Here is a 13433-nt window from a genome sequence, read left to right as displayed (position 1 = left end):
AGCGATTTAAGTCCCCCTACTAAGCTGCAATGTTTCTGGAGAAAGACATGCAAAAGAACACCCTCTGGTTCAATGGCCTATCCATGGATGATGTCGACAAAGTCGGCGGTAAGAATGCTTCACTTGGCGAAATGGTTTCTAACCTAGCGAACGCAGGCGTTTCTGTACCAAATGGTTTTGCGACAACCTCATACGCGTTTAACCAATTCCTTGACCACGAAGGTTTGGATGAGCGTATTCACCAATTACTTGATGAACTAGACGTTGAGGATGTGGAAGCTCTGCGTAAGACAGGTGCAACCATCCGTCAATGGGTATTAGAGGCCCCTTTCCCTGCGGACCTTGAACAAGAAATCCGTGAAAACTACCAAGAACTGATTGAAGGCAACCCTGAGCTTTCAGTCGCAGTTCGTTCATCTGCTACGGCAGAAGACCTGCCTGATGCTTCTTTTGCTGGTCAGCAAGAAACGTTTTTGAACGTGAAAGGCATCGACGCAGTACTAGAAGCAACTAAGCACGTTTACGCTTCTCTATTTAACGACCGTGCGATCTCTTACCGTGTACACCAAGGTTTCGACCACCGTGGTATCTCGCTATCGGCGGGTATCCAACGTATGGTGCGTTCAGACAAAGCTTCTTCGGGTGTAATGTTTACGCTTGATACTGAGTCTGGTTTCGACCAAGTTGTCTTCATCACCTCTTCATGGGGCCTAGGTGAAATGGTCGTTCAAGGCGCAGTAAACCCTGATGAATTCTACGTTCATAAGCCAATGCTTGAAGCAGGTGAGCACCCGATCGTTAAGAAAACATTTGGTTCTAAGTTGATCAAAATGATCTACTCAGACAACCAAGAGATCGGCAAACAAGTTGATATCGTTGATACTTCTGATGAAGAGCGCAACACGTTCTCACTGAACGACGAAGAGATCAAAGAGCTCGCCAAACAAGCGATGATCATCGAGAAGCACTACCAGCGTCCAATGGACATTGAGTGGGCAAAAGATGGCATCGACGGCAAGCTGTACATTGTTCAAGCGCGTCCTGAAACCGTATGCTCACAAACGGAACAAAACGTGATTGAGCGCTACGAACTACAGAACAAAGCAGATGTTTTGATTGAAGGTCGTGCAATCGGTCAACGTATCGGTAAAGGTGCAGTACGTTTGGTTGATTCTCTGGACCAAATGTCATTGGTTCAGGAAGGTGATGTGTTGGTTACAGACATGACTGATCCAGACTGGGAACCAGTGATGAAGAAAGCTTCTGCTATTGTTACCAACCGTGGCGGACGTACTTGTCACGCAGCAATCATTGCTCGTGAACTTGGTATTCCTGCAATCGTTGGCTGTGGCGATGCGACAAGCAAACTGACTGATGGCGCAACAGTGACCGTATCTTGTGCAGAAGGCGAAACAGGTTACGTTTACCAAGGTGAACTTGAGTTTGATGTAAAACGCTCTTCTGTTGATGAACTGCCACTACTGCCGACTAAAGTGATGATGAATGTGGGCAACCCAGATCGCGCATTCGACTTTGCTCAGATTCCAAACGAAGGTGTTGGTCTTGCTCGTCTAGAGTTCATCATCAACAAGATGATCGGTATTCACCCGAAAGCATTACTTAACTTTGATGCGCAAAGCGATGAGCTAAAAGCAGAAATTAAACAGCGCATTCGTGGTTACAAAGATCCTATCGATTTCTACGTGAGCAAGCTGACTGAAGGCATCGCGACTATCGCTTCTGCTTTCTGGCCAAAACGCGTCATCGTTCGTATGTCTGACTTTAAGTCTAACGAATACAGCAACTTGGTTGGTGGTAAAGCCTACGAACCGCATGAAGAAAACCCAATGCTCGGCTTCCGTGGTGCGTCTCGTTACATTTCTCCAGTGTTTGAAGATTGCTTCGAGTTAGAAACTCAAGCTATCAAGCGCGTTCGTAACGAAATGGGTCTGAAGAACGTTGAAATCATGATCCCATTCGTGCGTACACCAAGCGAAGCTGCATCAGTGATAGATTTGCTAGCGAAGTTTGATCTGCGCCGTGGCGACCAAGGTCTGAAAGTCATCATGATGTGTGAGCTGCCATCCAACGCCGTGCTTGCTGACGAGTTCTTGAAGTACTTCGATGGTTTCTCTATCGGTTCAAACGACATGACTCAGCTAACGCTTGGTCTGGACCGTGATTCTGGCGACGTGGCACATCTGTTTGATGAGCGTAACGCAGCAGTGAAAATCATGCTGAAAATGGCAATAGACGCAGCAACCAAAGCTGGTAAGTACGTGGGTATTTGTGGTCAGGGCCCATCAGATCATGAAGATTTGGCGGAATGGTTGATGGAGCAAGGCATCAGCTCTGTTTCACTAAACCCAGACACCGTTATCGATACTTGGTTACAGCTCGGTAAAGTTAGCAGCAAGTAACGCGCTAAAAACTCAAGCCCTCACACTCCCCTTGTGAGGGCTTTGTTATTCATACGTCATTTCGCAATCAGTTCGTGATTCCTCTCTCAAGATCGCCATTTAGTCAATTTCATTATCAAAGTCTGATGACCTAGAATGAATGATGTATCGACAACTCCAGAGAGAATTTGATGAAAAAGTCTATCGCACTCATTACCACATTGATGCTCCTAGCATCTCCCGCTTACGCAGATTGGGATGATATTTCCAACAAAATGTCTGAGCTAGGCGAAGCGGTTTCTGATACTGCGCAAGATGCTTGGGACGATACCAAAGCCTTTTCAAAACAAGCGTGGCAAGATTTCACGAACTGGTCCGAGGAAGCAATCAATACCGCGGGCGAGTGGACAGAAGCTAGTATCGAGAAAAGCAAAGAATGGATAGATGCAGCCGACAAGAAAATTGATGAACTGATGGAAGGCGACACGCCAGAAGAAGCTCGCCAAGCCGTAGACTTAATGGCGGATAGTGCTTTGCTCAAGTTGTTTAATGAAAAGCCGGAGGCCAAAGCCATTTACGACAACGCTTACGGCTACGCGGTCTTTGATTCTCGTAAATTGTCTTTATTGTTTCACACCAACTCAGGGTCAGGTGTCGCAGTCAATAAGGAAACAGAAAAACGCACTTATATGAATATGTTTGGTTTGGGCGTCGCACTTGGGGCTGGCGGCAAGTTTTACCAACAAGTGATTCTGTTTGAAAGCAAAGAAGACTTTGATACGTTCGTCAACGAAGGATGGGAAGCGACCAGTGAAGCCTCTGCTGTAGCTGGCGAAGATTCTGAGCAACTTTCAAAGCAATTTAACAGTGGCGTCGCCGTTTATCAGTTGAATGCAAAAGGCTTGCTCATCGATGCCAACGTGTCTGGTTCTAAATATTGGATTAACGAAGAGCTCACCAACTCGCAGTAACGCATAGCAACTAATTGCTTAAACAGAACGGTTGTTATGCACCCTTATCAATAAGTTAACGCAGCTATGACTCCTCAAAACTGAGTACTTGTGCAACTTTCTCATGGGAAGTCAACAGAAGATGGTGACTTCCCTTTCTCGTTGGATGGCTTTTCGTTATGCTTGCCCAAAACCATCTGCGATTCGGTATCCCATGCCTGACAATAACTTTAATAATCTGCTGGCAGAAGCAATTTCTGCTCTTAATACGCCTAACTTTACTCCTAAGCTTATGCGTGTCATTCGCACTCTTTTTCATTTTGATTGCGCGGTTATTTTAGGTTATCGAGAAGGTAAACATCCTATTTATCTCTACGACTCGATTGAGAACGAGCGAGAGTTACTTTTTCAACGCTACCTTACTGACTCATTTCAAAATGACCCTTTTTTTCTCAAACTAAACGAGACAAAGCAACAAGGCGTATTTACGCTCAAAGACGTGGCGCGTAAAGGCGTTGACTTCACCTCATACTGCGAGCAGTTCTACCATCAGACAGGGTGGAAAGACGAACTGAGCATGCTAGTCGAAGTCGAACCTGGCCGTTGGGTCATGCTGTACTTCGGGTATATGAATGATGGAAAATACTTTTCTCAACAGCAAATCAATAAATTAAAGCCCTACTTCCCGATAATTCAATCGCTTTGTCAGCAGCACTGGAAACAAACGGAGTTTACCTTTTCTGAGCCTGTTTTTGCCCAGAGTGCTTATTCTGGCAGTATGCGATTAGCCATTGAGCAAGCTTTAGCAACATTTGGCGTAGAATCACTCACTCGTCGCGAGCAAGAGGTGGCTTCACTTCTCGCTCAAGGGTTTGACACCAAAGAAATTGCCGCGCGGTTACACTTAGTTCAAGGCACGGTCAAAAATCATCGAAAACGCATTTACTCGCAGTTAAATGTGTCTTCATTGAGTGAGTTATTCCAGCTTTTCCTCAATCACCTTATTCTCCATTCAAGATAAAAAACTGTCCCTTAAGGGATATATCGACAAAAGGTGTCGCGTTTTAGTCTGAATACAACAACCACTAAGACAGACAAAAAGAATGACGACACCATTACTGCAAGATTTACAAGATCGTGGCTTGATCGCACAAGCCAGCGATTTGGAAGAAATTCAGACACTTCTCTCACAGCCACAAACCGTTTACTGCGGCTTCGATCCTACAGCAGGCAGCTTGCACATCGGCCACCTCGTGCCTTTGATTATGCTTAAGCGCTTTCAAGATGCCGGACACCAGGCTATAGCCTTGATTGGCGGCGCAACGGGCATGATTGGCGACCCAAGCTTTAAAGCGACCGAGCGCAGTCTGAATTCTTCAGAAATCGTCTCAGGTTGGGTTAACGATCTTTCTAATCAAATTCAGCAGTTGATGAATCACCAACTGACCAAGCCAATGATCATGGTGAACAATGCTGACTGGATGAAAGCGATCAACGTCATCGACTTCTTCCGTGATGTAGGTAAGCACTTCTCGATCAATACCATGATCAACCGGGAGTCGGTAAAACAACGTCTGCAACGCCCTGACCAAGGTATCTCCTTCACCGAATTTAGCTACGCTCTGCTGCAATCGTACGATTTTGCCGAGCTAAACCGTCAATACGGTTGCCGTCTGCAAATCGGTGGCAATGACCAATGGGGAAACATCGTCAGCGGGATCGATTTAACTCGTCGTCAAAATGGTGAGCAAGTATTTGGCTTAACTCTGCCGCTGATCACCAAATCCGATGGTACCAAGTTTGGCAAAACCGAAGGCGGCGCAGTGTGGCTAGATCCTAGCAAAACCTCTCCTTACGCCTTCTACCAGTTCTGGCTTGGCGCAGAAGACGCTGACGTTTACCACTTCTTGCGTTACTACACGTTCTTGAGCTGCGAAGAAATTGCCAGCATCGAAGCGCAAGACCAAGCAAGCCAAGGCAAGCCACAAGCACAACGTATTCTCGCTGAAGAAATGACGCGATTTGTTCATGGCGAAGACGGCCTATCTAGTGCCGAGCGCATCACTCAAGCACTGTTCAGCGGTAATGTGCAACAACTCTGTTTGGGTGAATTAAAACAGTTGGAGTTAGATGGTTTACCAAGCATTGAGAGCACACAACAAGATTTGGTTGAGCTATTGATTGAGTCGGGCTTAGCAAGCTCGAAACGTGTTGCGCGCGAACACATCAGCAACAACGCCATCAGTGTAAACGGTGAAAAAGTGTCGGCTGATAACCCGAGTTTAAGCTTCCCACTGTTTGACCAATACTGGTTACTGCAACGCGGTAAAAAGCACTTCTGCCTCGTAAAGCGTACCGCTTAACAAAGCATCGTAGTTACACCTCACAAGGCAAAGTGATATAGCGAGTTAACTGACAAGACTTTATAAGGTTAGCTCGCTCTAGTATCGGCTGTGCATACCAAAATGATGAGACATTCCATCTTCCATTCGGCCGCCTTTCCAGCCACCAGCACCGAATAAATTAAGCACATCTTGAGCGGTATAATCGGCACCAGCAAAGAAGTCATGCGCCACATCAGAGCGGATGGCTTGCAACTCTGGTTGGTTTTCCAAATCAAGTTCTTGCGGATTCGCGTACAACGCCAACGCAATTTTTTGTTGGCACGTGCTTAACTCACTGGTGCTCGTCTTTACCTGACCGACGGAAAAGTACTCACGACTGCCGTATCCCACCACCAATCTGGTACTCATTAGCTTAATCACTTTCTTAATGCGGCGACGTTGTATAAATCTCAACATGTTGAAGCCCTTATTTATATTTCGATAATTAATAATAAGTTTTGTATACCACACATCAATACTCTAGAGTGTCAGGGTTTAGCACGGCGCTCAAAGAGTATGGAGTTCAAGAGTGAAAATTGACGATCTAAAACTGTTCACCAAAGTCGTCCAACTTGGTAGCTTTACAGCGGCAGCCAATGCTTTGGACTTGCCACGAGCGAATGTTAGCCGACGCATTGGAGAACTGGAACGTTACCTCGGAACGCAACTTTTTCACCGCACCACTCGCAGCCTTTCGCTGACAAACAAAGGCGATGCCTACTACCAAGATCTGCAAAAAGTGCTCACCTTACTTGATTCGGCAAACCAGCAAGCCAGTAACGAAAGCATCGAGGTCAGAGGCAAAATCAAACTTGGCCTTCTGCCAGAAACCTATGAACCTCTTCAACCCATTTTGTTTGAATTTCAGGATCAATACCCGCAGGTTGAGCTCGACATTCGCAATATCAACAATGGCTTTATTGATATGTTTCAGCAGGGGTTGGACATCGCGCTGCACGGCGGCATACTGTTTGATTCAGACATTGTCGCGAGAAAGATCTTAACGCTAGACCGATGTGTCGTTGCCTCACCGAACTATCTTCAAACTCACGGCACACCCGCCACATTAGAAGAGTTGAGCGATCATCAGTGCATTTGTTTTCGTTGGCCAAATGGCAATGTCGACAACCTTTGGCATTTTCAGGAACAAAACGTAGCGCTCAAACCGAAACTCATTTCCAACAACATCGGCTTTATCAAAAGCTCCACAGTGCTTGACCGCGGCATTAGTTATATCCCAAAACTGTTGGTAAAAAATGAGCTCGAATCCGGTGCATTGGTGCAAGTATTGTCTCAATATGCCGTCACAGAAGAAACGGGGTGGTTGCTCTACCCTAAGCCGAAAACGCTGAACCAAGCTAGTCGATTACTTATTGAACACTTGTGCAATAAAATACCAAAACTTTTGTAGTTTACATTTATTGTCATAAATTTTGTGACATTGAATCATGCGTACGCATGATTATCTGAACATCTGTGAATTATAAGATGGCGCCGAAATTATGGAGCCATCTTATGAATCATCAAATCAAAACCGCTGCGCTGAGCACTATCGCGCTCTCTCTACTCGGCTGTAATCAAGCTCAACCCCAGGTTGAGGAGCCAAGCTCATCCAGACCCGTTCAAGTAATTGAAGTCAACGAAAGGAATGAAGAACTCAACAAATCATTCAGCGGGATCGTAAAAGCAAAAGAAACCGCCTCACTCTCTTTTCGTGTACCTGGCACCGTGGAAAGCGTGTTCGTAAATAAAGGCAGCTTGGTAGAAAAAGGCCAAGTCATTGCCACGCTGGACAAGCACGATTACCAAGTCTCACTAGAAGAATTACAAGCACGTATGTTAGAAGCACAATCAGCACACAAACTCGCGAAAGCCGAGTTAAAGCGCGTAAAACAAGCGACTTCTGATGATGCCATTGCCAGCGTAAACTTAGACCGAGCCATCAGCAGCTACGAGCGTAGCCTCTCTGCTGTCAAAGTGGTTGAGAAAAACATCCAACGTGCAAAAGATGCCCTACGTTACACCACTCTACGTGCGCCATTCACTGGCATTGTTGCCGACGTTTCTGTTGATCCACATGAGCAAACCTTGCCGGGCGGCAGTGTTGTGTCAATTCAGCAAGAAGGCAGCTGGGAAGTCGACATCGACGTGCCGGAAAATATGATTGCGCAATTCGCACTAGGTCAGCCAGCATCGTTGACTTGGTATGATTCGGAGCAATCCTACCGAGCAACCGTGGCAGAAATCGCGCCGAAAAAGCACCTGCTCAAACAAACCTATACCGTCACGCTAGACATCGATTCGATTTCCAGCGCGCTATTCAACGGTAAAGCAGTCACGGTAAATACCGCGCTCAACACCAGCAACTCAAGCCATTGCTTCCCTTATTCTGCAATTTTGGGGGAGAAACAAACTCTGCACGTGAATGTGGTTCGTGATGCGGTTATTCATTCAGAGCCGGTCAATCTTGACTCTATCGACGCATACCAAGCGTGTGTGACCGGAAGTTTTGAGCAAGGCGATTATGTGGTGATCAGCGGTAGCCATTATCTGAGCGAAGGCGATGCCGCCCCAAACCTGACTATCAAGACGTTGTAGGTGCGAATCCATGATCAATTTAGCTGAATTCGCGATTCGCCAACGTAAGTTCGTTCTGTTCTTTATCGTATTGAGCGTGATCGCTGGCATCTATTCTTACTTCGACTTAGGCAAGTTAGAAGACCCAAGCTTTACGGTAAAAACTGCGGTAGTCGTGACCCTTTATCCGGGTGCATCTGCCGAAGAAGTCGAACACCAAGTCACCGATACCGTTGAAACCAAATTGCAGGAAATGGCGGAGTTGGATCGCTTGCGTTCATTGTCTCGCCCAGGTTTGTCTATGGTCTTTGTTGACCTCAAAGAGAGCCTTAATTCCAAAGCACTTCCGCAGGAATGGGACTTATTGAGACGCAAAGTGGACGATGTAAAACTGCAGCTGCCTTCCAGCGCGCAGATCAGCGTAGTGCAAGACGAGTTCTCTGAAGTCTACGGTATGCTTTTCTCTATCCACAGCACAGATGCTGCGCCAGAAGAGTTGCGTCGCTACGCCGAAGAGCTGCAACGCCAAATCAAAGCCGTCGACGGCATCAAAAAGATCGAGTTACACGGCGTTCAACCTCGCGTTGTACATATCGATATGCCAGACGAGCGCTTGGCTCAATATGGTTTGTCGATCGCACAAGTTTGGAACCAACTGAGCACACAAAACAGCACGTTCGAAGCGGGAAAATTCGATGCAGGTACAGAGCGTATTCGTATTGCGCAAACCAGTGAGTTTCAGTCTCTAGAAGACATTCGCAATTTAATCATCAATGGTGGCACCGCAGAGTTTGGCTCGGGGTTGATTCGTCTTGGTGACATCGCCGATATCACCATGGGTTATCAAACACCAGCATTGGCAGAAAACCGCTACAACGGAGAGCCCGCTGTCACCTTGGCGGTGAGCCCAGTTCAAGGCATCAACGTGGTGTCACTTGGCAATACGATTCAAGACATCATCGCTAACTACCAAGCAACACTGCCGCTGGGTGTCGACATCTCGACCGTTGCTTATCAACCTGAAGAAGTACAAAAGTCTATCGACGACTTTGTTGGCAACCTGCTTGAAAGTGTCGCGATTGTTTTTGTTGTGTTGTTGGTTTTCATGGGCTTTAAGAGTGCAACCATCGTTGGTGCAAGCTTGCTCCTGACGATTTTGCTCACGCTTGTATACATGAACATCGCCAGCATCGATTTGCACCGTGTCTCGCTAGGTACGTTTATTCTCGCACTGGGCATGTTGGTGGATAACGCCATTGTGATCACCGATATGATGATCGCCAAGCTCAACAAAGGTATCGAGCGAACTCGCGCCGCGATTGATTCCGTCAAAGAAACCGCTGTGCCACTTTTAGGCGCAACTGTCATCGCGATTATGGGCGCAAGCCCAGTGTTGTTCTCCAAAACCGACTCCGCCGAGTTTGCGAGCTCTGTGTTCTACATTGTGGCATCGTCACTGTTGCTTTCATGGATCGTCGCGATGACGTTTACGGTATTAATGGCGTGGATGTTCATCAAGCCAAAAGCTAACAGCGAAGAGACCAAACCGAGCCGTTATAAACAGTTGGTATTCTGGACGGTGGACAACCCGCGTAAAGCATTAGCCGCTTTGGTTCCGCTGATTTTAGTCACCGCCGTGGCAATCCCGTATGTGGCCGTGAACTTTATTCCTCAGTCGGATCGCTCAATTGTGTTTCTCGATTACTGGCTACCCAATGGTGCCAAGATTGAACAAACCTCGGCAGACATGCGTAAAGTTGAAGAATGGTTGGTCGCACAACCAGAAGTGGAAAGTATCTCTAGCTATGTCGGCACCAGTGCACCTCGCTTCTCGGTAACGGTAGAGCCTGAACCGCTCGATCCTGCCTACGGCCAGATTCTGATCAACACCAAAGACTACGAGAGCATCAGCCACTTGGTGACGCGTGGTGATGATTGGCTGAAAAAGGCGTTTCCAGATGCCGAACCTCGCTTCCGAGCGCTGAAGCTGGCAACCAAAGATAAGTTCGCGGTTGAGGTGCGTTTTTCTGGTCCGGATGAAACCGTACTACATCAACTAGCGGCGGAAGCGAAAACGATTTTTGCTTCAAACCCTGATGCAAAATATATTCGCGATGATTGGCGCCAAGAAAGCAAAGTGCTCAAGCCGATTCTAAACCAAGACAAAATGCGTCAAGCAGGCATTAACCGCGCCGATGTCGCTTTCGCGCTAAAACGTGCATCAGATGGCATGCCGCTCGGACAAATGAACCTGAATGATGAGCTGATTCCAATTCAGTTACGTGGCACATCGCAAAACATGGCGTCACTAGAAACGCTACCTGTGCGCTCGCTACTTGGCTTTAACAGCGTTCCACTTGGTCAAGTGGTGGATGGATTCGAACTGGTCACCGAAGAGAGCATGATTTGGCGACGAGACCGCGTGAAAACCATCACGGTTCAAGCGGGTGTGAGCCGAGACTCCACACCAGCGAATGTAAGAAATGCCATTAAAGATCAGGTTGAAGCTATCCAACTTCCGGCGGGTTACAGCATGGAATGGGGAGGCGAATATTACGATGAAGACAAAGCGGTCACCGACATCATGAAGCAGCAACCAAAAGCAATGCTGATCATGGTGATCATTTTAGTCGCGATGTTCAACGGCTTTAAGCAACCAATCATCATCCTCGCAACGCTACCACTGGCAGCATCAGGGGCTGTGTTTGCTCTGCTTGGATTCGATAAACCATTTGGCTTTATGGCGCTGATCGGAGCTATCACACTAACCGGGATGATCATCAAAAATGGCATCGTACTAATGGATCAAATTGAGCTCGAACGCACAAATGGCAAGAGCTTGTCTGACGCGATCAAAGAAGCCACGGTCAACCGTACTATGGCCATTTCTATGGGGGCGTTAACGACCGCGCTCGGCATGATCCCGCTGCTGTCAGATCTGCTGTTTGACCAAATGGCGGCAACCATCATCGGAGGCTTGGCAGCCGCAACCATATTGTCACTGTTTGTCATGCCTGCGCTGTATCGCCTTGCTTACAAAGAAAAAGCACCATCCACACAAACCAACGCTGAGCTAGAGGAGGCGTCATCGTGAAAAAATTCATTCTAACGCCTGTCGTTCTAGCCCTAAGTTTAGCGGGCTGTGCAGTGGGGCCAGACTACCAAGCACCGACCACCAGCATGGCAGAAACCTACTTGAACGCCGAAAATGCAGGGTTGAGTACCGATTCACAACACGTTGAGTTTTGGTGGACTAAGTTTCACGATCCGGTGTTGAATCAAATGGTTCAAGACATGCAGAGCCAAAACATTCCGCTGAAAGTGGCGGCCGAGCGGGTGAAAATGGCCAACAACTATAAAACCATGGTGGAGTCATTCAAGGTGCCGACAATTAGTCTCGGTGCGGGTTACATGAACTATCAGTTCAGTAAAAATGACTCTTCACTCGGTCCGATATTGAATCCACTCAGTGATTCCGTGTCGGGTCTGCCACCTCAAATTGGTAACGTCACCCTAATGGATAATCAGCACGATGGTGTATTTGCAGGCGCGAGTATCGCTTGGGAAGTTGATCTGTTTGGGCGCATTGACCGCCAAGCGAACGCGGCGCATATTCGTCTCGAACAAGCTCAGATTTATCAAAGCGGCTTGAACACAGTGATCACGGCGGATTTGATTCACAACTACTTGCAATACCAAGGTGCAAGCGAGCGCCTTGAGTTGGCAAAGTCGAACTTAGAAGATCAACGACTTACACTCGACCTCGTCGAGAAAGTCGTGCGTAGCGGCTACGGTTCTGATCTCGATTTAGCCCAAGCAAAGGCCACGCTTGCGGCGATGGAATCGCTCGTTCCGCAGTTAGAAATTGCACAACAAGCGCACAAACATCGTTTAGCAGTATTGCTTGGTGAGCCGCTAACGCAAGTCGAAATCCGTCTGTCTAAGCAGCATAGTGTACCTGTCATGCAAGACATGGTGCCGGTCGGTTTACCTTCCGATCTGTTGAAACGTCGTACCGATATCCGCTTAGCAGAGCGCGAAATGGCCGCGCTCAATGAAGAGTTAGCAGCAAGTGTTGCTGATCAATATCCGAAGTTCTTTTTGACAGGCGCTCCGGGGTTGTCGGCGTCAAGCTTTGACGATCTTTTCAGTAGCGATTCTTTCGGTTGGATGGGCGCGGCAGGCGTAAGCTGGAACTTGTTCGATGGGGGGCGTGGGGAGGCGATTGAAGCCATCAACCAAGCGCGTTTTGATTCGGCGACATTGTCTTATCAACATACGGTCGAGGCAGCTTTGGCAGAAACCGAATCCTCGCTGTTTGCTTATGGTCGCAGCCAAGAAAATCAGCGCCGAATCGGTGATGCATTGAAAGCCACCAATAACGCCGTCAACAAAGCCAAGTCACTGTACCGAGCAGGCTTGATTGATCACTTATCGGTTTTAGATGCGCAACGTCAGCAACGCATGATGCAAGATCAGCGAGTCGCAGCAAAGTTACAAACCGCACACGCTACGATTGCGCTCTACAAATCGCTTGGTGGTGATTGGACGCTACAACCAGAAGCACAACCCGACACGAATGCCAAAGGTTAGGTTTCTTACAAGCCTCACACCTTTGCGTCATAACGGATGCCGTTAAATCGGTTAAAAAGAGGCCACTTAGATGGCCTCTTAGTTTGTGAGGCAAATATTTCTACCACCTATACCCTCTCTCGGTTGTATAATATCGGGTCTGAAATATTTTGTTACGTTACCTCGGTAACACCTGAGATTACAACATGAACAACAGCAGATGGGTCGGCTTTATAGGCGGCACGATTGTCTTACTTAGTACCTTTATCCTCTTCGGATCTTCCGTCCATGCTGCTTGGTACCGAATCCCTGCGGAAGCCATTCATGGTATCGCCTTCACTCTGGCTTTTGGTTTAGGGTTAAACAGCCTACTGGCGTACGCGACGGCAATGCTTACTCTCGCAGCGCTATTCTACATAGGTTTTGTTGTTGGCTACCGTATTCATCAGAAACTTAAATAAACTTCTGTCTCAACCTGAGCTTAATAACGGATACTTAATAACTAAAAAGGGAGCAAAGGCCCCCTTCTCAGATATCAGCATATAGATTTT

Annotated in this window: 10 protein-coding genes; 9 read left to right on the top strand and 1 reads right to left on the bottom strand. The window is 47.3% G+C overall.

Annotation, left to right across the window (positions count from 1 at the left end; all coding sequences use genetic code 11):
* Positions 1–47 precede the first annotated feature (47 nt).
* From ppsA to tyrS, 4 genes are all read left to right on the top strand, one after another.
* Positions 48–2420 carry a phosphoenolpyruvate synthase gene (gene ppsA, locus FR741_RS17105; RefSeq protein WP_006741382.1) on the top strand — a complete coding sequence of 791 codons (2373 nt, stop codon included), beginning with the start codon at positions 48–50 and terminating at the stop codon, positions 2418–2420.
* A gap of 170 nt (positions 2421–2590) precedes the next feature.
* Positions 2591–3370 (top strand): lipid-binding SYLF domain-containing protein, encoded by a 780-nt coding sequence (locus FR741_RS17100; RefSeq protein ID WP_167427282.1) that lies wholly within the window; start codon positions 2591–2593, stop codon positions 3368–3370.
* Positions 3371–3563: 193 nt separating this feature from the next.
* Positions 3564–4370: a response regulator transcription factor gene (locus FR741_RS17095; RefSeq protein WP_046876144.1), complete on the top strand. Its 807-nt coding sequence runs from the start codon at positions 3564–3566 to the stop codon at positions 4368–4370.
* Between the two features lie 82 nt (positions 4371–4452).
* Positions 4453–5712 (top strand): tyrosine--tRNA ligase, encoded by a 1260-nt coding sequence (tyrS, locus tag FR741_RS17090; RefSeq protein ID WP_167427281.1) that lies wholly within the window; start codon positions 4453–4455, stop codon positions 5710–5712.
* Between the two features lie 78 nt (positions 5713–5790).
* Here tyrS and FR741_RS17085 read toward each other — a convergent pair whose 3' ends face one another.
* Positions 5791–6150, bottom strand: coding sequence for a DUF6559 family protein (locus tag FR741_RS17085; RefSeq protein ID WP_012842376.1), 360 nt, complete (start codon positions 6148–6150; stop codon positions 5791–5793).
* A 112-nt stretch (positions 6151–6262) separates the two neighbouring features.
* Between FR741_RS17085 and FR741_RS17080 the strand changes: the two genes are divergently transcribed.
* The 5 genes from FR741_RS17080 (at position 6263) to FR741_RS17060 (ending at position 13343) form a co-directional block, all read left to right on the top strand.
* On the top strand, positions 6263–7144 hold the full coding sequence (locus FR741_RS17080; protein ID WP_167427280.1) for a LysR family transcriptional regulator: 882 nt from the start codon (positions 6263–6265) through the stop codon (positions 7142–7144).
* Positions 7145–7248: 104 nt separating this feature from the next.
* Positions 7249–8331 carry an efflux RND transporter periplasmic adaptor subunit gene (locus FR741_RS17075; protein ID WP_167427279.1) on the top strand — a complete coding sequence of 361 codons (1083 nt, stop codon included), beginning with the start codon at positions 7249–7251 and terminating at the stop codon, positions 8329–8331.
* A gap of 10 nt (positions 8332–8341) precedes the next feature.
* Positions 8342–11404: an efflux RND transporter permease subunit gene (locus FR741_RS17070; protein WP_167427278.1), complete on the top strand. Its 3063-nt coding sequence runs from the start codon at positions 8342–8344 to the stop codon at positions 11402–11404.
* Positions 11401–12903: an efflux transporter outer membrane subunit gene (locus FR741_RS17065; RefSeq protein ID WP_134645439.1), complete on the top strand. Its 1503-nt coding sequence runs from the start codon at positions 11401–11403 to the stop codon at positions 12901–12903. Before FR741_RS17070 ends, FR741_RS17065 begins: the two co-directional genes overlap by 4 nt.
* Positions 12904–13088: 185 nt before the next feature.
* On the top strand, positions 13089–13343 hold the full coding sequence (locus FR741_RS17060) for a hypothetical protein (RefSeq protein ID WP_046875806.1): 255 nt from the start codon (positions 13089–13091) through the stop codon (positions 13341–13343).
* Positions 13344–13433 lie beyond the last annotated feature (90 nt).

Origin of the sequence: Vibrio diabolicus, from assembly GCF_011801455.1 — a bacterium.
GTDB classification, from domain to species: domain Bacteria; phylum Pseudomonadota; class Gammaproteobacteria; order Enterobacterales; family Vibrionaceae; genus Vibrio; species Vibrio diabolicus.
This window is presented reverse-complemented; position numbering and strand designations above follow the sequence as displayed.

Excerpts from the sequence above, each read along its gene's own strand:
- ppsA (WP_006741382.1), top strand. The coding sequence starts at position 48 with ATGCAAAAGAACACCCTCTGGTTCAATGGCCTATCCATGGATGATGTC.
- FR741_RS17100 (WP_167427282.1), top strand. The coding sequence starts at position 2,591 with ATGAAAAAGTCTATCGCACTCATTACCACATTGATGCTCCTAGCATCT.
- FR741_RS17095 (WP_046876144.1), top strand. The coding sequence starts at position 3,564 with ATGCCTGACAATAACTTTAATAATCTGCTGGCAGAAGCAATTTCTGCT.
- tyrS (WP_167427281.1), top strand. The coding sequence starts at position 4,453 with ATGACGACACCATTACTGCAAGATTTACAAGATCGTGGCTTGATCGCA.
- FR741_RS17085 (WP_012842376.1), bottom strand. The coding sequence starts at position 6,150 with ATGTTGAGATTTATACAACGTCGCCGCATTAAGAAAGTGATTAAGCTA.
- FR741_RS17075 (WP_167427279.1), top strand. The coding sequence starts at position 7,249 with ATGAATCATCAAATCAAAACCGCTGCGCTGAGCACTATCGCGCTCTCT.
- FR741_RS17070 (WP_167427278.1), top strand. The coding sequence starts at position 8,342 with ATGATCAATTTAGCTGAATTCGCGATTCGCCAACGTAAGTTCGTTCTG.
- FR741_RS17060 (WP_046875806.1), top strand. The coding sequence starts at position 13,089 with ATGAACAACAGCAGATGGGTCGGCTTTATAGGCGGCACGATTGTCTTA.